Annotated in this window: 20 protein-coding genes; 8 read left to right on the forward strand and 12 right to left on the reverse strand. The window is 52.8% G+C overall.

The window, feature by feature from the left end; translation table 11 throughout:
* Nucleotides 1-5 precede the first annotated feature (5 nt).
* Nucleotides 6-1922 carry a dihydroxyacetone kinase operon transcriptional regulator DhaR gene (gene dhaR / locus GKC68_RS17430; protein ID WP_311092785.1) on the forward strand — a complete coding sequence of 639 codons (1917 nt, stop codon included), beginning with the start codon at nt 6-8 and terminating at the stop codon, nt 1920-1922.
* Between the two features lie 67 nt (nt 1923-1989).
* On the opposite strand, the gene lpxO is transcribed toward dhaR, so the two are convergent.
* The 9 genes from lpxO to proB all read right to left on the reverse strand — a co-directional run bounded on the left by lpxO (nt 1990) and on the right by proB (nt 10592).
* Nucleotides 1990-2901: a lipid A hydroxylase LpxO gene (gene lpxO, locus GKC68_RS17435; protein WP_028724059.1), complete on the reverse strand. Its 912-nt coding sequence runs from the start codon at nt 2899-2901 to the stop codon at nt 1990-1992.
* 298 nt (nt 2902-3199) lie between these two features.
* Nucleotides 3200-4948 carry a glycosyl hydrolase family 28-related protein gene (locus tag GKC68_RS17440; RefSeq protein ID WP_028724060.1) on the reverse strand — a complete coding sequence of 583 codons (1749 nt, stop codon included), beginning with the start codon at nt 4946-4948 and terminating at the stop codon, nt 3200-3202.
* 199 nt (nt 4949-5147) lie between these two features.
* The gene (locus GKC68_RS17445) at nt 5148-5438 is read right to left on the reverse strand and encodes a hypothetical protein (RefSeq protein ID WP_028724061.1); all 291 of its coding nucleotides are present in this window, start codon (nt 5436-5438) and stop codon (nt 5148-5150) included.
* Nucleotides 5435-5782, reverse strand: a complete 348-nt coding sequence (locus GKC68_RS17450; protein ID WP_028724062.1) for a hypothetical protein — start codon at nt 5780-5782, stop codon at nt 5435-5437. Before GKC68_RS17450 ends, GKC68_RS17445 begins: the two co-directional genes overlap by 4 nt.
* Nucleotides 5779-6246, reverse strand: a complete 468-nt coding sequence (locus GKC68_RS17455; protein ID WP_047713990.1) for a lysozyme — start codon at nt 6244-6246, stop codon at nt 5779-5781. The genes GKC68_RS17450 and GKC68_RS17455 overlap by 4 nt, the downstream gene beginning before the upstream one ends.
* Before the next feature lie 199 nt (nt 6247-6445).
* The gene (locus tag GKC68_RS17460) at nt 6446-6724 is read right to left on the reverse strand and encodes a hypothetical protein (RefSeq protein ID WP_028724064.1); all 279 of its coding nucleotides are present in this window, start codon (nt 6722-6724) and stop codon (nt 6446-6448) included.
* Between the two features lie 422 nt (nt 6725-7146).
* Complete coding sequence (locus tag GKC68_RS17465) at nt 7147-7866, reverse strand: S24 family peptidase (RefSeq protein ID WP_342656368.1); 720 nt, start codon at nt 7864-7866, stop codon at nt 7147-7149.
* 359 nt (nt 7867-8225) lie between these two features.
* A complete protein-coding gene (gene proA / locus GKC68_RS17470; protein ID WP_028724066.1) occupies nt 8226-9479 on the reverse strand; it encodes a glutamate-5-semialdehyde dehydrogenase in 1254 nt (417 codons plus the stop codon).
* A 9-nt stretch (nt 9480-9488) separates the two neighbouring features.
* A complete protein-coding gene (proB, locus tag GKC68_RS17475) occupies nt 9489-10592 on the reverse strand; it encodes a glutamate 5-kinase (RefSeq protein ID WP_028724067.1) in 1104 nt (367 codons plus the stop codon).
* 351 nt (nt 10593-10943) lie between these two features.
* Between proB and ompC the strand changes: the two genes are divergently transcribed.
* Complete coding sequence (gene ompC, locus GKC68_RS17480; protein ID WP_047713985.1) at nt 10944-12077, forward strand: porin OmpC; 1134 nt, start codon at nt 10944-10946, stop codon at nt 12075-12077.
* Between the two features lie 232 nt (nt 12078-12309).
* Here the strand turns inward: ompC and crl are convergent, their stop codons facing one another.
* From crl to gpt, 3 genes are all read right to left on the reverse strand, one after another.
* Nucleotides 12310-12711, reverse strand: coding sequence for a sigma factor-binding protein Crl (gene crl / locus GKC68_RS17485; protein ID WP_028724069.1), 402 nt, complete (start codon nt 12709-12711; stop codon nt 12310-12312).
* A gap of 119 nt (nt 12712-12830) precedes the next feature.
* Nucleotides 12831-14084, reverse strand: a complete 1254-nt coding sequence (gene frsA, locus GKC68_RS17490; protein ID WP_311092783.1) for an esterase FrsA — start codon at nt 14082-14084, stop codon at nt 12831-12833.
* A gap of 115 nt (nt 14085-14199) precedes the next feature.
* A complete protein-coding gene (gene gpt / locus GKC68_RS17495) occupies nt 14200-14658 on the reverse strand; it encodes a xanthine phosphoribosyltransferase (RefSeq protein ID WP_028724071.1) in 459 nt (152 codons plus the stop codon).
* Between the two features lie 252 nt (nt 14659-14910).
* Between gpt and pepD the strand changes: the two genes are divergently transcribed.
* From pepD to GKC68_RS17525, 6 genes are all read left to right on the forward strand, one after another.
* Entirely contained in the window at nt 14911-16368 is a 1458-nt protein-coding gene (gene pepD, locus GKC68_RS17500; RefSeq protein ID WP_058705616.1) for a beta-Ala-His dipeptidase, read from the forward strand.
* A gap of 284 nt (nt 16369-16652) precedes the next feature.
* Complete coding sequence (locus GKC68_RS17505) at nt 16653-17645, forward strand: ornithine cyclodeaminase family protein (RefSeq protein WP_342656369.1); 993 nt, start codon at nt 16653-16655, stop codon at nt 17643-17645.
* 27 nt (nt 17646-17672) lie between these two features.
* Nucleotides 17673-18644 carry a threonine/serine dehydratase gene (locus GKC68_RS17510; protein WP_342656370.1) on the forward strand — a complete coding sequence of 324 codons (972 nt, stop codon included), beginning with the start codon at nt 17673-17675 and terminating at the stop codon, nt 18642-18644.
* A 311-nt stretch (nt 18645-18955) separates the two neighbouring features.
* Entirely contained in the window at nt 18956-20461 is a 1506-nt protein-coding gene (locus GKC68_RS17515) for a sugar ABC transporter ATP-binding protein (protein ID WP_311092780.1), read from the forward strand.
* Nucleotides 20458-21459 carry an ABC transporter permease gene (locus GKC68_RS17520; protein ID WP_013024774.1) on the forward strand — a complete coding sequence of 334 codons (1002 nt, stop codon included), beginning with the start codon at nt 20458-20460 and terminating at the stop codon, nt 21457-21459. The genes GKC68_RS17515 and GKC68_RS17520 overlap by 4 nt, the downstream gene beginning before the upstream one ends.
* Nucleotides 21460-21489: 30 nt before the next feature.
* Complete coding sequence (locus GKC68_RS17525) at nt 21490-22557, forward strand: sugar ABC transporter substrate-binding protein (protein ID WP_028724076.1); 1068 nt, start codon at nt 21490-21492, stop codon at nt 22555-22557.
* The last annotated feature ends 170 nt before the right edge of the window (nt 22558-22727 follow it).

The raw sequence follows: 22727 nt of genomic DNA on the forward strand, positions 1-22727 counted from the left end.
TGGATATGACAGTGTTCGCGCCCGAGAGCGATAAACACGTTTCAGCGGTGATAGCTCAGTCATGGCACCGTTGCAGTAAATACATGCAGCGGGACAACTGGCAAGCACCGCATCAGGCACAGGGATTAACTTACGCGTCGATTTGCCGCCGCAAAACCGCCCTGCTCACCATTGGCCAGGCCACGCTTGAGGATGCGTGGGAATATATGGCGAACCGCCCTTGTGCGCTGATTATTCTTGATGAATCCGCCTGTATCTTAAACCGTTGTGGCGATGCACAAACGCTGCTGGATCTTGAGAAATTAGGCCTGCAGGAGGGAAGTTACTGTGCGGAAAGTATCATTGGTACCTGCGCCCTGTCGCTGGCCGCGCTTGAAGGACAGCCATTAAAAACCAGCCGGGAACAGCATTTCAAACGGGCTCTTCATCCCTGGTCTTTCTGCTCTACACCCATATTCGATAATCACGGTCGTTTATTTGGCTCCATCGCGTTGGCCTGTCTTTATCAGGATCGGGCGCCCTCCGATCTCTCGCTGACGCTTTCTGTTGCCCGGGAAATAGGCAATTCACTGTTAACAGACAATTTGTTAGCCGATTCCAACCGCCATCTGAACCAGCTTTATGGCCTGCTGGAGAGCATGGACGACGGCGTCATGGCGTGGAATGAGCAAGGCATCCTGCAGTTCCTGAATGCTCAGGCAGCCCGGCAGTTGCACCTTGATGTCTTGACCAGTCAGGGAAAGAACATTGCTGATTTGATCACGCTGCCGGCTCTGCTGCGCCGGGCGATTAAGCAGGTAGAGGGATTAAAACATGTGGAAGTCACCTTTGAGAGCCAGCATCAGTTTGTTGATGCGGTGATTACCCTGAAACCCATTGTTGAAGTTCAGGGCAATAGCTTTATTTTACTGCTCCACCCGGTTGAGCAAGTCCGTCAACTTATGACCAGCCAACTGGGTAAAGTCAGTCACACCTTTGAACAGATGCCAGAAGAGGATGCCGACACGCGTCGTTTAATACATTTTGGTCGTCAGGCAGCCAAAGGCAGCTTTCCAGTCTTACTGTGCGGGGAAGAAGGGGTCGGTAAAGAGTTGCTGAGCCAGGCGATTCATAATGAAAGTGACCGGGCAAGCGGCCCTTATATTGCGGTTAACTGTCAGCTTTATGCCGACAATACACAGGGAGAGGATTTTACAGGCAGCGCACCCGGCGAGGAGAGAGATGGCCGTTTAAGCCGCCTGGAACTGGCCAGCGGCGGCACGTTGTTTCTGGAAAAGATTGAATATCTGACACCCGGACAGCAATCTGTCCTGCTTCAGGTCATTAAGCAAGGCGTGCTGACCCGCCTTGATGCGCGGCGGCTGATCCCCGTTGATATTAAAGTGATTGCCACGACTACCGTTAATCTGGCCCATCTTGTGGAACAGAATCGTTTTAGCCGTCAGCTTTATTACGCATTACATTCCTTCGAGATTGCCATTCCGCCCTTGCGCGCGCGGCGTAACAGCATTCCCTATTTAATTAATCACCGCCTACGCAGGCTGGAAAAACGTTTTTCCTCGCGCTTTAAAGTTGATGACGAGGTGATGACGCAATTAATGGGTTATGGCTGGCCCGGTAATGACTTTGAATTAAACAGCGTGATTGAAAATATTGCTATCAGTAGTGAACATGGCCATATCCGATGGAATAACCTACCAGAATCGCTTTTATCTGAGCAACCTGACAATGCCGCAAACGCCTCTCTGCTGCCGGATAATCTGTCATTTAGCGCGATTGAAAAAGAAGCGATCCTCCAGGCTGCCCGCATGACTCAGGGCAAAGTACAGGCGATGTCTGATCTGCTCCACATCGGCCGCACCACGTTGTGGCGAAAAATAAAACGATACGCGATTGATGTAAGGCAGTTTAAACCCAAATAACGGTGTTCACTGCCTGTATTATGGATTCAGCCAGACGCTGAGTGCTGTTCTGGCTGTCATTCCCTTTCTACATCACGATACTCGGCACGATGATCGCAAGGAATATCAGTACAATCGAGAAGTGCTTAACCCAGTAATAAACTGTCCTGTTCCGTTTTTTTAAATTTTGTCCGGCATCGCGAATCGCATTGACGTATTTAAAAATGCGGTTGATGAAACCCGTTTTGTCATTTTCGTCATTGGGTGAGGCTGCTGCCGACATCAGGGTACTGCCTACCCAGTGATTAATGGCCTGTGCCCAGCGCCACTTCATAGGACGCTCAATATCGCAGAATAAAATGATACGCGTTTGCTCACTTTCATTCTGTGCCCAGTGCACGTAGGTTTCGTCAAAAATAACCGCCTGCCCGTCGCGCCAGCTGTGACGTTGTCGATCCACCTCAATAAAGCAGCGGTCATCGTTAGGCGTTACAAGGCCGAGGTGATAGCGCACCGATCCCGCATAGGGGTCGCGATGTTTACCTAAATGGCTGCCCGCCGGTAGCTCTGCAAACATCGCCGCTTTCACTGAAGGGATTTTACTGACCAGAGCCGTGGTGACCGGGCAGAGCTGCTGGGCAGACGGATGTGCGTCGCTATACCATTTAAGGTAAAACCGTTTCCAGCCACGCTTAAAAAAGGTATTAAACCCTGCATCATTATGGCTTTTGGCCGCCTTGATATGATCCTGCAGACGTATCGCCTCTTCGCGAATGACCTGCCAGTTATCGGTCAACTCGCGAAGCTCTGGAAATTCCTCTGTCGAAAAGTAGGGCTGTTTCGCTGGCAATCTTGAAAAACCTGTCATGAACATATTAACAGGTGCCATAAAGGTCGAGTGATCAAACAACTGACGCGAGAACTTTTGTTTTTCTACACCGCGCGAGTGTGCATAGATTACGCTAATAATAAAAATACCAATAATGATGGCAGCCACCATACAACGTGTTCCTTGTGTTGCAAGAATGGATGGTTTCTTGCGAAGATTTAATGGAAGAATAATTTTTAGTATTAAATTGCAAAATTTTTTGTCAAGTAGTGCGCTTTTTGTTAGCGCTCCCGTAAGATTAGCTGACGTCGTTTAACAATCGTTTAAATAACCAAGACGGGCATCAATGCGTTGCACGAATATATCCGCAGGTATTCATATCCCAGTCAAATCCAAGAGCGACGAAAGAGACAGCTATTGCGCTTAAAGCAAAAAAGCGAGGCCGAAGCCTCGCCCGGGATTGCCAACGTTAATCGTAATAAGCGACTTTACGATCGGTACCGTTAATATTGATGAGCACAAAACCCGTCGGCGTTGTTTTATTGGTCGGCGACCCCGCCGCCGTGGCCAGGGTTACCACGCCTTTTTCATTCGCGCCCACGCCCGCGACGCCATTGTGTAACCCAAAGCGCGCAGCAGGCTTAAGCGTACCCACTTTCGATACGTCATCCACCAGGGAAAGGTCACTCTGAAACAGTGAACATGACCCGGTATCAAAGCGCGTCGGACCGGTGGTTTTCAGGTTAAACATGGTTTCACCACTGTTGGCTCGCAGCTTAACCCAGATACCGGCATAGGTGGTTCCCACACGGTTATAGCGAATGTCCATCACCGCAGGCTGCCCCATATGGCAGGCATCTGCCCAGACCGTATCCAGCCGCTGCAGGTTGATCCAGGTCTTGCCCGTGCCTGGCATATTGACGGGCGAGCCTGCCGTACCTGAAGGCGTGGTGTTATCTGCTTTACCGATCAACTCAATGACCCACTGTTGATTGGGCGCCGGAAAAAACACCTGCCCAAGACGATACCAGTTATCCGTCTCCGTATTGTTCACCACCTTATAGCCACTGAAGTATCCGGCCCGCAGCGAACCGCTCATGAAAGTGCCGTAGTTCTCGTCACGTCGATAGCCGTACTCGAAGGTAGAAAGCCACTTGCCTGCCACCAGGTCCTGGCTGAGCTTTGAACCTGACTGCAGGTTAATATGACGCATTACCACCCGGGCGTTGTTCAGTATTAAAGGGGTACTGCAGTTTTCGACGTTGAGCGTATCGATGGTCCAGCCCCCATCAGACAGATCGCCGGGATTGCGCGTATGTTCAATCCAGATGTTACGCATGATCGCCTGCGTCATACGTGGCATATACAGCGTGGCATCACCATAGCCCGTCTGGAAATTCGCATTGCATAACTCAACGGCCGTAGAGTGATCCCAGACGCCTTTGGGGGAACCTGACCAGCCGATATCGAATACGCGCGAGTAGGTCGTATTTGTATAGATTTGCTCAAACTTACTGTCGAGCGTGTCCTGCAGCTTAAAGATAGTTCCACCGCTGCGCTGCCCGCGAAAACAGCTGATATTAACGATTTGACCTTCCATACAGGTATTTTCAAAAAAGGGCTGGATATTACTGCACATTTCAGCGGTGATCGTTGCCGTGTTGGTGACCGTATCCGCCGTGGCCTGCCCATCCCAGGTAATGCCGCGAATGGTGACGCGCCGCGCTTTGACCTTAAACAGGGTATTCGCGCTTTTATCAGACACGATGGTCGTGCCCGGCAGAGAACCCAGCGCCAGATCGTCTCCAGCCAGGCCAAAGAACGGGATTTCTGCATTGCTCAGATCCATGGGCGTAATCAGGAAACGTCCACCGGGAAAACGCACCGGTAACCCTTTCATATTCTGGCTGAAGGTCTGTGACCAGCCGAGAATGCGTTTAAAGGCATCGGTATCATCCGTGACGCCATCACCCCTGGCGCCAAAATGCAGGATATTCACCTCTCGCGGATCGTTAATAGAACGCTTCCAGTAAAAGCCGTTACCGATGGCTACCGTACCCCCATCATCCTTTAAAACAGTGGTACCAGTGAACCCCACAAAGTCCCCGCCGCCTCGAAAGCTGGAGTCTTTATCGTAGTAGCGTTTCAGGACGGCAATTTCACCTGGTTTTGAAGGCACGGTAGTCCGCAGCTCAGCGAATGAGTTGACTTCAATCATGGTATCCTCCTCAGGATAATTGTTTATAAATCATGTAATTAATGAATTTCAACCATGGGGATTACTACACAGAACATCCCACAGATCGTTATGAGCATTGATAGCACGCACGGTGCGAATGTCGGCCTTATTGGCGTCATCGCCATGGGTATAGATGGGAGAAAAGAGAATGCAGGCTGAATCGCGATAAATGATGTGCTCAGGGTTGGTGATATTTGGACTGCTGCAGCTTGTCGCGAGCAGCAGCGTCATCAAGATTGAGGTTATCAGTCGCCACACGCTTCGCCTCCTCACTATTGCGTTGCTGTTGATGAGTAACATTCGCCATGCGATTTGCCTCTTGCCTGGCGCTGTCGGCTTCTGACCGGGCTTGCTGTTGCACCTTGCCGATTTTCTTACCTCCGACGTAGCTGGCAACGACGGCGATGATCAGTGCACCCATCGCCGCCAGCCCGTGCCAGCCGCTGGTAAACAGAGAAATAAACGTCATGATGTCTCCTCTTTGCTCTGGCGCTTTTCACTCAGCAGGTTTTTCTGGCGAACAAACTGCGCAATGACGCCCATCGCCACCATAAAGGCGCCGATAAGACCAAGGTAATTGTGGGGAAGGATGCTCTTTACATCGTCAGGCAGCGTTTGCCACGCATTCAGCGCAGACGACGGAAATGACTGAACCCAGGCGCTGAGCATTGACCCCAGCGAGGCCAGCCATACAGACCAGGTTTTAAATAACAATTTGGCGTGAGAAACAAACTGCAGCGTGGTGAAACGCTGCATTAGCAGCAAAATAATGATGACGGTCAGTACGGCAATGATGAAAAATAACCCTCTCATAGCAGCCCCCGGTAGATGTCATAGTTACCGCTACGCATGACTTCAGCATGGCGCCTGACGCGCCCGGGGGTTTGCCGGGCCCAGAGACTGTTGAGCATGGCATCACCCGCCTCCGTAAAATGCTCGCGCGTGATGGCACTGAGCATATTTTTAAACTGCAAAACCCCGTCAACGCCCAGTTGGTATGCCATGCTCATCAACACATCGGTTCGTGCGTCATTGCACTTTGCCAGCGCCTGCTTGAGAGGATCGCGACTTTGCATATCCGTAATTTTGTTTTCCAGAATGCACTGTTTCCACACATCGCCTACCCGGCGCGGCACCCGTAGCACATAGTTACTCAATGACGCCCCTTTTGGTCCGATACGAATACCTCCGGCAACCGTAGGAAACCCCAGTGAATCGAGATAGGGCATTTCGGCGTAACCTTCTTCAAAATTCAGTATTGCAATAATCTGGCTCATAAAAACTCCTCAGTGACGATGCAGGCAGCCCATCTCCCAGGGGAAAAACATAAAACAAACTGATTAGTTCCAGCGTTAAACACAGCGGCAGATGCGGTCAAAAATGCAATAGCACTAACGTTTTGGCCTAAAAACCGGGCACAGAAAGGGAGGATGGCGCGGCCTGCGACAGGCAGTGGATCGGTGACGGTCGCCGCGTTCAGCGAACCGCGTAAAGGTGAACATGGGGCAGACAGCAATTATCAAAACCTGAAATCTCTTTGCTTCTCCGCTGGGGGGCGTTTACCGCGCGGTCAACCACAGAAGTCACCTGCCGCTGACAAATTTGTTCAGCGCGTCGCAAAGGTCGTGGTTCGGGTGGGTAGTTAAGCGCATCGTCGATGCTTTGTTTGAGATGGTTAAGAGGTTGACGCCGCTGATGACGGCGGGTACGCGCGTTGCCGATGAAAACGCTTTTGCCATAGTGAATTATCGCCATAACTCCTCCTGTGAATGAGTCTTTGGCGATAGGGTGGCAGGCGAGTATTTTAGGTCTGAAGAACAGGCTCGAATGTCGCTGAATGCTGTTCGCAGACGCACCTCCCGGCTGAATAATCAGTCAGGTGGAAGAGTCGGCAAAAGGAAACAGGCGGCATCTGACGACGCTGCAGTAGGCGCATCCACCCCATCCCAAAGCTCATTAGCTTTTGGGGGGTTTGATTCGCGCTTGTGCAGCGCCTCAATTGTTTAAGAGCGTTTCATCCGTGAAATAACACGTTGTTTCATCCATGCTCAAATTATTAACAGGTTCTTATGCTTTATCAAACACCATCAGTTAATTTATTTTTAACTAATAGTTAACTTTTTGAATTTAGGCCGATTATTTTTTTGCCGCTTAGGCGGGCAGGCCTGTTGGATAGCCTATCCCAGAATATGATACTGCCGGGCCTGACTCATAATGACTTTGGCCAGAACGTTTAAACTTCCGACATCGTCTCTGTCGAGATACCAGGTTTCGTAACGTTTATTGTCCGATATAACGGCAATTCTTTTGTGTTGCAGCTGCAGACGTTTGAGATAAAGCTGCTCATCCAACATAAAGATGTAGATACCGTCTCCGTCAAAATGCTGAACGCTTATGTCAACAAACAGCTGATCGCGCGGGGCAAAGGTGTCGGACATGGCATCGCTGTTTATGGCAATGAGCCGGATATGGTCGGCAGGACGGCCGCTGAACAGGACCCGGGCCTCATCCTGATCGTATTCAATGGCCTGAATGATTTCGACAAAATCATCGCCTACTGCTGACTTTTGCCCTAAATCAAAACTGTTCACGCGAAAGGTGTTTTTTGGGCCGGGAAATGCGTGAAGGGGAAACGATTCCGGAGGCTGATCCATACCGTGTTGCAGCCACTCAACCCTGACGCCCAGTAACTGGCTGAGCGCGAGTAAATTGCCATTATCGGGTACGGACTGCGCGTTGAACCATTTCCAAACGCCCGGTGCTGAAATCTTGCAACCCTGACGTTGTAACGCACAGGCGACCTGTTTGTTGCGTCCGTGTCCAGTAATGCCTGCACTTTCGCAGGCTGCAATCAGCCTGGCGGTGAAAGCTTGTCTGGTACTTTCTTTTTTAACCATTAGTTAATAATTGACCCTGAAAGAGGCGCTGAATGTTCTTTGCATTTTTGCTACCAGTTCATTTTATATTACCGTCAGTTTACTACCTAACGGCATGACTTAGCATTTCTGAATATTTGTCACTCTGTCACCGCACAGCGAACCACAGAATGCGTCGGCAAGCCGCGTGCAGCCTCACTTTTCAGTCATTTTTTGTAAAAAAAGGCCAGGTTGCTGAATCGTCCGGGTCGATCGATATCATTTTGACGGCTTATAAACGCATCAAAAAACGCAAGACTCTACCATTGCGTGGCGCGGAAAACGCAACATAAAAAAAACGGGAGCCTGAACAGGCCCCCGTTTTATTTTAAAAAATGCAGTTATGCACGCAGGGTATCATCACCCCAGGCAATCCATTTGTAGGTGGTCAGCGCTTCAAGCCCCATAGGGCCGCGGGCGTGCAATTTTTGCGTACTGACGGCAACTTCTGCGCCCAGACCGAACTGTGCGCCGTCGGTAAAACGTGTACTGGCGTTGACGTACACCGCAGAAGAGTCCACCTGCTTCACAAAGCGGGCCGCATTCCCGGTGCTACGCGTCAGGATAGCGTCGGAATGTTGGGTGCCATGCATGCGGATATGCGCAATCGCCTCATCCATATCAGCGACCAGTTTCACGTTCAGGTCGAGCGACAGCCACTCATCATCATAGTCGCCCTCTTTCACGGCCGTTACGCTGGCAGGCCCCTGTTGCAGCCGCGTCAGAACATTGGCATCAGCATGTAAGGGGATATTTTCTTCCGCCATGCGCGCAGTAAAAGCCGGTAGAAAACGATCGGCAATCCCGGCGTCAATCAATAGCGTTTCCAGCGAATTACAGGCGCTCGGACGCTGTTTTTTGGCATTGACGATGATGTCCAGTGCAGGGGCAACGTCCATGGTGTCATCGATATAAATATGGCAAACCCCGATTCCACCGGTGATCACCGGAATAGTGGAGTTTTCCCGGCAGAGCTTATGCAGGCCGGCCCCACCGCGCGGGATCAGCATATCCACATACCGATCCAGTTTTAGCAGTTGATTAACCAGTTCACGATCCGGGTTCTCAATCGCCTGAATGGCCGCCGATGGCAAACCGTGCTGCTGAAGTGCGTTCTGAATCACCCGCACCGTAGCCGCATTGGTGCGCCATGTCTCTTTCCCGCCGCGCAGAATCGCGGCGTTGCCAGTTTTCAGACACAGACTGGCGACGTCCACGGTAACGTTTGGACGCGCTTCATAAATAACCCCCACCACGCCCAGCGGGACGCGACGGCGCTCAATGCGCAGCCCGCTGTCCAGCTGGCCGCCATCGATCACCTGCCCGACCGGATCGGCTAACTGGCAGACCTGGCGGACATCGTTGGCAATCGCGCTGAGGCGCGCCGGCGTTAAGGTCAGACGATCGAGCAGCGCGGCGCTCATACCGTTCTGTCGCGCCTCGGCCAGATCCTGCTCATTCGCCGTTAAAATAATCTCACTTTCTGCTTCAAGTCGGTCAGCAATCGTGAGCAAAACCTGATTTTTTTCGGCTGCGGTGAGATCCGCCATCGCCCAGGCCGCGGCACGCGCCGCCTTTCCCATTTCTTCAAGCATATTTGTTCCTTAGCTGACGATCATATCGTCTCGATGTACCGCAACCGGCCCGTACTCATAGCCCAGAATTTCGCTTATCTGTTGACTATGATGCCCTGCAATCATGCGCATCGCGTCGCTGTTATAGCGCGAAACGCCGTGGGCGATATCGCGCCCCTGCAGGCTGCGGATACGGATGACTTCTCCACGGGAGAAATTGCCCTGAATCTCGCGGATACCTTTTGGCAGCAGTGAGCTGCCGCGCTCGATAATGGCGGCAAGCGCGCCGTCGTCCACGGTAATTTCGCCAGCTGGCGGGGCACCAAAAATCCAGCGTTTGCGGTTTTCGAGCGGCGTTTGCTGCGCATGAAACAGGGTGCCCACCGGCTTGCCCTCAATCACATCACTAATGACGCCGCTTCGGCTGCCTGCAGCAATAATCACGTCGATACCCGCGCGGCAGGCAACGTCTGCGGCCTGCAGTTTGGTCGACATTCCGCCCGTTCCCAGTCCGGACACGCTGCCGCCCGCCAGGGCGCGCAACGCATCATCAATAATGTGCACATCGCTGATTAATTCCGCCTCTGGGTTATTACGCGGATCGGCAGTAAACAGCCCCGGCTGGTCGGTCAGCAAGAGCAGCTTGTCTGCCCCACCCAGCATGGCCGCCAGCGCAGACAGGTTGTCATTGTCACCCACTTTGATTTCAGCGGTGGCAACCGCGTCATTTTCATTGATGACGGGCACGATGTGGTTATCCAGCAAGGCACGCAAAGTATCGCGCGCATTAAGAAAGCGTTCACGATCCTCCATATCGGCGCGAGTCAATAACATCTGACCGATATGAATGCCGTAGATGGAAAACAGCTGTTCCCACAGTTGAATAAGACGACTTTGCCCCACCGCCGCTAACAGCTGCTTTGAGGCGATGGTAGGCGGCAGTTCGGGGTACCCCAGATGCTCACGACCGGCCGCCATCGCACCGGAGGTCACAATCACAATACGATGGCCGGCGGCGTGCTGTTGCGCGCACTGACGCACTAATTCCACCATGTGCGCTCTGTTTAACCGACGCGAACCGCCGGTAAGAACGCTGGTACCCAATTTGACCACAAGGGTCTGACTGCCACTCATGTTGTCCTGCCGTAAAAAATTTCTGTGAACCGACTTTTTAACAGGTGCAGTGAGGGAAGCCAACAGCCAGTAAGGGAAAAACTGCAAATTTCGCGGAGCGCTGAATAGACCAAAAGTTCCCCATTAACAACAAAACATCAAAATTGTCATAAAAACTTCATCGTTGATCGGTAAAAAGTCCGTGTTTTACAAACTTTTTCATTGATGCCTCAAAAGTTTTCTTGTTGTAACAAGGCGGCAACTGAATGCCCCCCGGCCTGTTCACTGAGCATCCGGAGAATAAAGGCAGCCATGCCTGTAACAGGAAGGCGTTGAGGACAAAAAATTTTTACTCATTGGGATTGATAGCAAATGAAGAAAAGTACACTGGCAATCGTCGTCTCTGCGCTGGCGCTCACCTCTGCTGCACAGGCCGCTGAAGTTTATAACAAAGATGGTAACAAGCTGGATTTCTACGGCAAGGTTAAAGCCGAGCATTACATGAGCGATGCCGCCAGTCAAAATGGCGACAAATCCTATGTGCGTATTGGTTTTAAAGGCCAGACACAGATTAACGATATGATGACCGGCTACGGCCAGTGGGAATATGAGTACAAGGCAAATAACTCTGAAGGCGGTGATGCTAACAACGGCAACAAAACCCGTCTGGGCTTTGCCGGTCTGAAATTCTCTCAGTACGGCTCTTTCGACTACGGTCGTAACTACGGCGTGCTGTATGACGTTGAATCTCTGACTGACGTCTTCCCGGAATTTGGTGGTAATGGTACCGCGATTACAGATAACTTTATGGCCCAGCGCGCCACTGGCGTAGCGACCTACCGCAACACCAACTTCTTTGGTCTGGTGGATGGTCTGAAGTTTGCACTGCAGTATCAGGGTAAAAATGATGACAAGAGCGCGAACACCCGTGGTTTAGGCTCTAATAACGCCATCGATACAAGTCGTCAGAATGGCGACGGCTATGGCGCATCACTGGGTTATACCATTGCTGATTCAGGCGTGAGCGTACTCGGTGCAATTACCTCTTCTGACCGTACCAATGCCCAGCAGGCAGGCGCATATGGTCACGGCGATAAAGCCACCTCTTGGGGCACCGGTCTGAAATACGACGCCAACAGTGTTTATCTGGCAGCGATTTACACCGAAACGCGCAATATGACGCCAATCAGTGGAACCAACCGCGTTGCTGGTGGCTCCGTTTCAGGCTCTGCCAACAAAGCTGAAAACCTGGAACTGGTTGCGCAGTATCAGTTTGACTTCGGCCTGCGTCCATCCATTGGCTACGTGCAGACCAAAGGCAAAGATATCGAAAACGGTATCGGCAACGAAGACCTGGTTAAATATATCGACGTGGGCGCAACCTACTATTTCAACAAAAACATGTCGACGTTTGTGGATTACAAAATTAACCAACTGGATAAAGACAACAAGCTGGCGCTTAACAACGATGACGTTGTTGCCGTTGGCCTGACTTACCAGTTCTGATGAATCTGAGTCTTGCCTGGCGAGAGGGACTGTCGAGGGAATGACGGCCCGCGCTATGGAGAGGCTTAGTGCTTTACCCTCAATGTGAATGTGTCTATTAAAAGGGCGGGTTGCAAAACTCGCCCTTTCCTTTTGTCTACAGCCATGCTGTGCTGTCTGCTTTCTGGCGCGCTTATACGTCAGGCTGGTTTTCCCGGGCGGCCCATCAAACCCGCCCCCGCAGGGGCGGGTTTCAGGCGCTGAGTTTTACCGGTTTTTCATCAAAATCACTGGCAGGCACCAGATCCAGTTCAAACTCTTTCAGCGTCTCTTTTAAACGGCCATGGAAATTACGCAGCGTTTCTTCCACGCGGGCGTTGTTATCTTTGCCCTTGATCGTAGCGACAGACCAGTCGCCTTCTTTGTCAAACAGACCAATGTGATAAACGTAGGTAAAGTGATCGGCGTGCGCTTCCAACTCCATCCACCAGCCCCAGAACTCACGCAGTTCGGGCGCAGGTTTTACATTCACGCAGGCAGCCAGGCAGTCGAAGAAAAAACGGTTTTCACTACATTTTCCATCGCGGATGTAAGGACCCAGTTCCGTGAAGCGTTTAAGCAGGCGACTGCGGGGATGGCCACTCGGTAACGTCATGCTAATTCTCCATAAGGACAGGCTTTATATTCCGAACCGTAGCAGCCATGCTGCTCTGTCTTTCGACGATCCGAAGGATTCCAGCTAGTAGTTGTAGCAAACACGGCAAATTTTGCCAGCTATCTTTGCAAACATTGTGCCAGCCAGTCGCTGATTTCATTAAGTGCCTTATCAAAACTGGCGATTACCGGTTTTACCGGAATTAACAAGGCTTTACCCTGCGACGAGGAGCTGGTGATCAATTTGCTCTCCTCTTCCGGGCTGAAGAGATCGTTTGTCCAGTAGGCGGACAACATTGGCGTTGAGGTTCTGCGGCCCAGCAAGCCCTGATTTTTCAGGGAGTAGCTAAGCAGTTCTGCACGCAATGCGCTGTCCGTGGTGCCCGTCATGCCGAGTCGGCTGGCCAGCATATCCATGTACATATCCGGCACTTTGTTCTGCAGAGGAGCCTGCGTCAGCAGACTGTGTACGATCGGTCCCAGACAGGCCACGGCTTTAAGCCGCTGTGATTCGAGATAGGCCAGACGGACCGCAACATTGGCACCAAAGCGAAAGCCCAACGCGGCAACGCGTGTGTGATCGATCCAGGGGACAGAGGTCAGGTCACGCAGAACCTGCTGATGCAGAAAGCTGGTATCCTGGCTGAGCTTCCACTTCATCGAATTACCCACGGAAGGCATATCCAGCGTGAGCATGGCAATACCACGCGGTGCCAGATAGTCATGGAACAGACGATAATGATCGGTTTGTAGCGAATCCAGCGCGCCGCAAAACATGACGGTAGGATAAGGCGCGTCCACGCCGGACGGCATATGCAAAAAGCCGCTTACCGGGCTGCCGCCCTGAATCGGAAAGGTGAGCGTTTTAAGCTCGCCGGGTAGCCGTTGGGTTGCCTCTTCATAAGCGCGGCTGGCCAGCGTCTGCGCCTGATCTGCCAGCTCATCGCCTTTGATATAAGGATACGCCGCCACGCTGTAGAGATGCGACGCATGTAACCAGTCGTGACCAGCCCGATCGTGTTCGTCGGTGTTCGCGTCAAGTGCCCGCTGCTGCCAGATGCCCGCCTGTCTGCTCCACTCGTAGTTCCAGTTACCGTTACGGTAACCGATGACCGTATCCAGCAGCGCCGAATGGGTGTGCTCAACATCGCTGATGGCGATTCGCGCCAGCACCTCGCTAATCTCCCGGGAGGGCAAACCACGCCAGGCCCACATCAGCTTATTCAGCATCCGGTACCAGCCACGCTGGCTGTCCCCATCCAGCGCAGAATGCACCTCATGTGTGGCGTGGCGACGCAGTCGCACCAGGGTCGAGGTTTCGGGGTGTTTAAAACGAGGCTTAAACAGCTCAACGCTCAGGTTTTTGCCAGGCATATTACCTCTCTGACAGCATTAACAGCGGTAAATAAGTGTACTGTACCGCAAAACAACTCGCGAGGCGCAGAAAGCACAACGCCCGGAAAACCGGGCGTTGTTTGTGTTACATCAATCAGTTTTTTACAATCGGCGGAATATAGACCACGCCCATGTCCCACGGCTGCTCGATCCAGGTGTTTTGTGGGATATCTACGATATAATCGTCAACCAGCTCACGACCCGCAGGCTTAGCAAAAATGGTGCAGAAGCGGGCTTTTGGATACATCTCGCGAATGGCCTGTGCGGTACCGCCGGTATCCACCAGGTCGTCAATCACGATAAAGCCTTCGCCATCGCCTTCGGCGCGCTTTAACACTTTCATTTCGCGCTGATGATCGTGATCGTAGCTGGAAATACACACGGTATCGACATAGCGAATACCCAGTTCACGTGCCAGCAGCGAAGCCGGTACCAGACCGCCGCGGCTGACTGCAATGATGCCTTTCCACTGTTCAACAGGTAGCAGGCGTTGAGCCAGTTTACGGGCATGAATCTGCAGCATGTCCCAGGTAACGACGTATTTTTCGCTCATAAATAGGTATCCCAGCCAGTCAGTGTGGCTTAAAAAATGTGCAACGGGGAAAAGGTTGCGCGAGATTATAAGGACATGACGCGCTAAAAACCAGCACCTGGCTGCTGGTTGCGGCTTTTTAACGCGTTGGCTATCACACCGGGTGAGAAACAGTGATATTCTCGCCCTATCTCGTCGGTATACTAACGGCGATCTTTCACTGGAACTTCGCAATGTCCGGCCTGGCCGGCGCACTGACACAGGAGACTTGTCGTGTCTGAATTGTCTCAACTCTCTCCACAGCCGCTGTGGGATTTTTTCGCTAAGATCTGCTCTATTCCGCATCCTTCTTTTCATGAAGAAGCACTGGCAAGCTATATCGTTGGCTGGGCCAAAGAACAAGGCTTCTGGTGTGAGCGCGATCAGGTCGGCAATATTCTGATCCGTAAACCTGCCACCCCGGGGATGGAAAAGCGCACCCCGGTGGTGCTGCAGGCTCACCTTGATATGGTGCCGCAGAAAAACAACGATACCGTACACGACTTCACTAAAGATCCTATTCAGCCGTATGTCGATGGCGAATGGGTGAAAGCACGCGGTACCACGTTGGGTGCCGATAACGGCATTGGTATGGCATCAGCCCTCGCCGTCCTGGCGGACAACAGCCTGACTCACGGCCCGCTGGAAGTCCTGTTGACCATGACCGAAGAAACCGGCATGGATGGCGCATTTGGTTTACAGCCGGGCTGGCTGCAGGCAGACATTCTGATCAACACCGATTCGGAAGAAGAAGGTGAGATCTACATGGGCTGTGCTGGCGGCATTGACTTTATCACCACTCTGCCCCTGACGCGTGAAACTATCCCGGCCGGTTTTGACACCCTGAAGTTCACTCTGAAAGGACTGCGTGGCGGTCACTCGGGTGCGGATATTCATATGGGTCTGGGCAATGCCAATAAGTTGCTGGCACGTTTCCTGGCTGCGCATGCGGCAGATCTTGATCTTCGCCTGGTGGAATTCACCGGCGGTACGCTGCGCAACGCGATCCCTCGCGAAGCCTTCGCGACCGTGTCTGTTGACAGCAGCAAAGTGGATAACCTGAAATCTGCCGCCGCCAGCTTCCTGGCCGCCGTGCAGAACGAACATGGTGTCAAAGAGAAGAACATTGCGTTTGTCAGCGAACCGGTTGCCCATCAGGGTGATGCGCTGACGACAGAGAGTCGCGATCGCTTCCTGAATTTGCTGAACAGCACGCCAAACGGCGTGATCCGTAACTCTGACGTTGCCAAAGGCGTGGTTGAAACCTCTCTGAACGTCGGCGTGGTCACGATGGAGGCAGATAAAGCAGAAATTAACTGCCTGATTCGTTCGCTGATCGATACCGGCCGCGATTACGTTGTGCAGATGTTAACTTCACTGGGCCAGCTGGCAGGCGCGCAAACGAAGCCGAAAGGCGGCTACCCTGGCTGGCAGCCAGATGCAGACTCGCCCATTATGGCACTGACCCGTGAAACCTACCTGGCACTGTTCAACAAGACGCCTAACATTCAGGTTATTCACGCAGGCCTGGAATGTGGTCTGTTCAAAAAGCCTTACCCTGACATGGATATGGTTTCAATTGGCCCAACCATTACGGGCCCGCATTCTCCGGATGAACAGGTACACATTGAGAGCGTGGGCCTGTACTGGAAACTGCTTACCACCCTGCTGAATGTGGTGCCTGAGAAGTAACTCACAGGCACAGGTTAAGTTCATAAGATAAAGGGTTTATGTTCATCATAAACCCTTTTTTAATGGTTTATCTTTTACCTCCCTCGCTCAGTTTTTTCCCGTCATCGCGCTTACCTCAGCATTAGCTTTCGTCTCCATCTGCTGAAACAGTAAAAAGTGTTTATCCCATCGGCAGATTGAAATTTTCCGTCGTCTCGCCAGTGCAATAATGTTCGTTAGTCCAGTTTTCTCCGGCCAGGCCATCACAGCATCTGGGTCTTTTCTTCAAAGCGATGGGAAAGTGCATGAATACGTTATTGCTCACCAAACAGGAAGTCAGCCAGCTCATCAGCATTGACGATGTCATTGACGCTGTGGAAGAGGCCTATAAAGCCTATAACAGCAATCTGGTGGAACAGCCTGACTATATTGGCCTGCACCTTCCCGCGCCGCGTGGAGAAATAGACTTTAAAACCAGCTATTACAAAACCAACGCACTGATTTCAATGAAGGCCTCCTCGGGTGGGTTCGCAGAAAATCCTGCTCGTCATGGCCTGCCGAGCGGCATGGGAACGGTCATCTTGTTTGATGCCCAAAGCGGGGCGCTGTGCTGCGTCATGGATGGCAGCCTGATTACCGGCCTGAGAACCGGCGCATCGGGAGCCGTTTCCGTAAAAGCGCTGGCGCGAAACAACGCCAAAAACATTGCGATGATTGGCACCGGCAATCAGGCCAGAATGCAGATCAGAGCCATCGCCAGGGTAATGCAGATTGCGCAAATTCATGCCTGGAGCCGAACGCCTGCCACCCGACTCGCCTTTAAAAAGGATATTGAAAGCGAGTTTGGCATTCCGGTGATTATGGCTGAGAGTTGTCAGGCCGCGGTGGAGCACGCCGATATTGTCATTACCACTACCCGAGGCAAAAGGCCGCTGGTTGATGCCAGCTGGATTAAGCCCGGCACCCATATCATCGCCATCGGCACCGATCAGCGCGGCAAGCAGGAGTTCGATCCGCAGATTTTTAGCCGGGCAAAAGTCGTGGTCGATTCCCTGCCCCAGTGCACACAAAAAGGGGAAATCTGGCACGCGTTGGACAGAAACATCATCGGTGAAAACGCGATTCATGCTGAGATAGGTGAAATCTTGCTGGGCAATAAACCGGGCAGAGAGAACGAGGCGGAAATTACCTTTTTTGACTCCACGGGACTCTCCATCCAGGACAATACGACCGCCGGTAAAATTTACCGCAATGCGATCGAAAAAGGCGTCGGAACCCGTTTTGCTTTTTTTGAATAATTTTTCGTCCAGACGAAGGTAACCGCCATGACGTGTCAGTATCCTACCCTGCAAGATATTCACGAAGCGCAACAGCGTATTGCCGCGCATATTCGCCATACGCCGTTATTGCGCGCGGAAAAAATCGAAAAACAGGTCGGCTGTCAGCTCTATCTCAAGCCAGAGACGTTGCAGATTACCGGCGCGTTTAAAATACGTGGCGCACTGAATAAGGTGCTTTTCTTACCGGTTGAGGCATTTGCCAACGGCATAATTTCAAGTTCGTCAGGCAATCATGCGCAGGGCCTGTCCTATGCTGCCAGAATGCTGGGCGTAAAGGTCGTTCTGGTCCTGCCGGTCACCACACCTAAAATTAAAATCGATAACACCCGGGCCTTAGGTGCTGAGATCATTCTCTTCGATGGCGACAACGCTTCACGCTGGAAAAAAGTCTATGAGATTGCCGAGCTAAACAACTATGCGGTGGTGCATGGCTTTGAAGATCCAATGGTTATGGCCGGTCAGGGCACGATCGGCTGCGAAATACTGAATGATTTACCGGATGTCGATACCGTGATCGTTCCGTTGGGCGGTGGCGGGCTTCTTTCCGGTGTCGCCACGGCCATCAAAGAAACCCGCCCCACTGTCAGGGTCATTGGGGCTGAGCCTGCCCTGACGCCGAAATATTATCAAAGCCGGATCAACCAGCAGCCCACCTCCCTTCCGCTGCTCAACACCATCGCTGACGGCTTAAGAATCAGCGTGCCGGGACGCAATCCCTACCCGATTATTGAGAAGTATGTAGATGATATTATTCTGGTGGACGATGAACACATTATTCAGGGCATGCGCGTGCTTGCGAGGGATGCAAAATTAATTGCAGAACCCGCGGCCTCGATTGGTCTGGGGGCCCTGCTGGCTGGCTCGGTCAGCCTTAAACCTGATGAGAAAGTCTGTGTGCTGTTAACCGGCGGAAACTGGGATCTGGCCGACTTAGCCGAGGTCTACGCATTCAAATAACCTGCCCTGCCCCCGTTTTAAAGATTACCCGGGTCACGTTGGCCTTTGGCATCCTGACGCGCGTATTCTTTCCTGATGAGTGAAAACGCGTCACAGCGTTCCTGGTGCCTGCGCAGCATAATTCGCTGGAGTAAGCCCGCTTCCTGCCGCTAAATCACCAACTTACTGGGCTAACCCAGCTTTAGCCGCCATTATGTCCAGATGTCTGGATGGCTAATAAGTTTCTGTGCTAACTTATGCGCTTTCGGCTGTTGCCGTGCCTGATGCTTCAGGAAAAAATGTGGTCAGTGACTTTAATGGAGATCCCTGCAATGCGTGCTCTAAATCGCCTTGAGATGCGTAACATCTCCATCGATTTTGGCGGATTTGCCGCGTTAACGTCGGTGGATTTTCAGAGTGAAGGCCACTCGGTTCATGCTCTGACCGGGGCCAATGGTGCCGGTAAGTCTACGCTGATGGCAGTGCTGTCGGGTGCCTACAGTCACTACAGCGGCGAGATTCGTCTGGACGGTAAACCGGTGTCGATTCGCAGCCCGCGAGACGCGAAACAGTTGGGCATTCACCTCGTACAGCAGGAGGTGGATGTGGCGCTGGTGCCGCAATTAAGCGTCGCCGAAAATATTCTGCTGGATCAGTTGGCCGAGCCCGGCCACGGCTTTCGCTGGGGCGATATTCGTCGCCAGGCGCGCCAACTGCTGGCCCAACTGGATGCCAGCATAGATGTTAAACGCCCGGTAGAGCGCTGCTCGCTGGCGGAGAAGCAGCAAATTCTGCTGGCGAGAGCCCTGTCGCATCACTGCCGCTTTCTGATCCTCGATGAGCCTACTGCGCCGCTAGACCAGCACGAGAGCGAACGCCTGTTCGCCGTGGTCCGTCGCCTGCAGACCAGCGGCATTGGCGTGGTATTTATTTCTCACCGCATCCACGAGCTGAAAGCCATTTGCGATCGCCTGACGGTGCTGCGCGATGGACGGCTGATCGAAAGCGCCCCGATGGCTTCGCTAAGCGGTGAGCAGATTGTTGAAAAAATGCTGGGGCATCCGTTAACCGATATTTATCCCCCGCGTCGCCCTTTTCAGCCGCAGCCTGTGCTCATGGCGGTGGAGGGTTTGCATGATGAACACCTGCTACAGGATATCTCGCTGCGCCTGCACAAAGGCGAGATTCTGGGCATTGCCGGTCTGGCCGGTGCAGGGAAAACCGAACTCTGCAAGGCGCTGTTCGGTGCCAGTAAGAGCCGGGTTTCAGACGGTGAACTGCACGGTAAACGCTGGAAACCGCGATCGCCACACGACTCGGTGCAACAGCGCATGGCACTGGTGCCTGAAGAGCGTCGTAAAGAAGGTATTTTCATTGATGAATCGGTGGCGATGAACCTGAGTATCAGCGCAGACGACAGTTTTTCCCGCTGGAGCCTGTTTGGTCATCGTCAGGCCTGGCGCTGGGCAGAGGAGGTCATCCGTCGTCTCAGCGTACGTACGACAGGCCCGGCGCAGCCGTTGCGTCGTCTCTCAGGCGGTAATCAGCAAAAAGTGGCGATAGGCAAGTGGTTACGCAACAACGCCGACGTACTGATTTTTGATGAACCCACGAAAGGCGTTGACGTTAAAGCCAAAACGGAGCTGTTCACGCTGATCAGCAACCTTGCCAGTGAAGGCAAAGGCATTATTTACGCCTCTGGCGAATTTTCTGAACTGGTCGGCTTATGCGACCGTATTTGTGTGCTCTGGGATGGACGTATTGTGGCGGAGTTAGAGGGACGGCAAGCCACAGAAGAGACACTTTTGCTCTATTCCACCGGAGGAACCCCTGCGTGAGCAGTAAAGACTTATCCCTGAATGCAGCGTCTTCCTCGCTGCGCCATCAACTGTTCGATTTCCTGTACAAGTGGGGCATGCTGCTGACGGTAGTGATATTGATCGCAGCCTTTGGTCTGGCATCCGACAGTTTTCTGGAGCCGAACAACATCATCAATATCCTGCGCTCTATCGCCATCGTGACCGTTATCGCCGTGGGCGTCTCCGTGTCGCTGACCGTGGGCGGCTTTGATCTTTCCGTTGGTTCGACCGCCTCACTGGCAAACGCCCTGGTGATTTCGTTATTCGTCTGGTACGGCTTTGATACGACGGCGGCTATCGCGATTACGCTGGCCCTTTGTACGCTGGTCGGCCTGTTCAACGCCTTCCTGATCGTGGTGCTGCGTATTCCCGACATGCTGGCAACACTCGCCACCCTGTTTGTGATTCAGGGCGTGGCAATGACCTACAGCTTTGGAGGCTCCATTACGGAAAATATGGTGTTGCCCAGCGGCGACATGGCTGAAGGCACAATTCCGGCAACCTTTAACCTGCTGGGCCAGGTGCCCACCATCGTCATTATCATGTTGGTTGTCACGGTCGTTGCACAACTGGCGTTATCCCTGACAAAGCACGGTCGCCGCATGTACGCGTTGGGCGGTAATCCCGAAGCCGCCAGACTTTCGGGTATTCGTACCACGCGTTATCGCGTACTGGCCTATGTTATCGCCTCATTGTTAGCGGGGCTGGGCGGTATTCTGCTGGCCTCACGCATTGGATCGTCGCAGGTGAATGCGGGCGGCGGTTATCTGATGGATGCCGTCGCTGCGGCCTGGATCGGCTTATCCCTTGCCGGTTCAGGTAAACCGAATGCGCTGGGTACGCTACTGGGTGCCGTTATTCTTGGCGTGCTGCAAAACGGTCTGGTGATGTTATCCGTGCCCTATTACGCCATGGACATTATTAAAGGGCTGGTGCTGGCTTTAGCACTGGCTATCACGTACGTTCAGCGCCGCTGAGGCGCATTTCCCTTACTGGAGTTAAGAATAATGAAAAAGATAACACTCTCGCTGCTGGCATTAAGCCTGCTAAACGCCAGCGCAGCGTTTGCCGACACCGTTACGCCCGTTCCTGCCGCTATCGCTAACCACGAAGGGCCGATCCGTATTGCGGTTATCCGTAACCTTGGCTCAGACGACAACACCACGCAGTTTGTTGCGGGGGCGATTCAACAAGGCCGCCAGTTGGGCTTTAAAGTCAGTACGTTTCTTAGCAACGGTGACGATGCGCGCTTTCAGGATTTCGTGAATCAGGCCATCAGCCAGAAATACGACGGTATTGTTCTGTCACATGGCAAAGCGCCATACGCCAGCGCGCTGGTAAAACGCATTGCAGACGCGGGTATTAAAGTCTCGGTATTTGATACACCGGTGGATACCCCGATTCCGGGCGTGACGGTGACAGCTCAGGACGATGCTTCTCTGGCTCAACTGTCTTTGGGACAGTTAATCAAAGATTTCAACGGTAAAGCCAACATCGTTAAATTATGGGTAGCGGGTTTCCCACCGATGGAACGTCGTCAGGTGGTTTATGAAAAATTGCTGAAAGAGAACCCGGGCATTCATCAACTTGAGTCGATTGGCGCGGTATCAACGGATGTTCAGGGCGACACCGCCAATAAAGTGGGCGCTATTCTGGCGAAATACCCGAAAGGCAAGATTGACGCCATCTGGGGCGCGTGGGATGCCTTTAGCCAGGGCGCGTATAAAGCGCTGCAGGAAAATGGCCGTACAGAGATCAAACTGTACAGCATTGACGTTTCCAATCAGGATCTGCAGTTGATGCGTCAGAAAGGCAGCCCGTGGGTACAGACCGTCGCGGTCGATCCTAAAACCATCGGGGCCGTAAATATGCGCCTGGTGGCGAACAAGATTGCCGGTGAAACCACCCCTGCGACGTATGAATTCAAAGCCGCGTCGATTTCTCAGCAGGCGCTCAACAGCCATCCAGGCGCGGTGAACGTGGCGTCGCTAAACAAGATCGTCCCCGGCTGGGGCAGTAATGAGGATTTCGTCCAGCCCTGGTTTGCGACGCTGAACGCGAAATATAAAATGTAGGGGTTCGTCGCCGAACCGGGGGGCTAGCGGTTGCCGCCTGATCGGTAGGTGTTCATTGCATGAACGTGGCTTTGACTGGTTGCCTGAGCGGCGGGCAGTTTCAGTCCGCCCCGTGCGGGCGACCGACAAGGGGCCGCCCATTCGCCGCGGGCCCTCGTCCCCGGGCTCCC

The sequence above is a fragment of the Pantoea sp. RSPAM1 genome, from assembly GCF_038816185.1.
GTDB classification, from domain to species: domain Bacteria; phylum Pseudomonadota; class Gammaproteobacteria; order Enterobacterales; family Enterobacteriaceae; genus Pantoea; species Pantoea ananatis.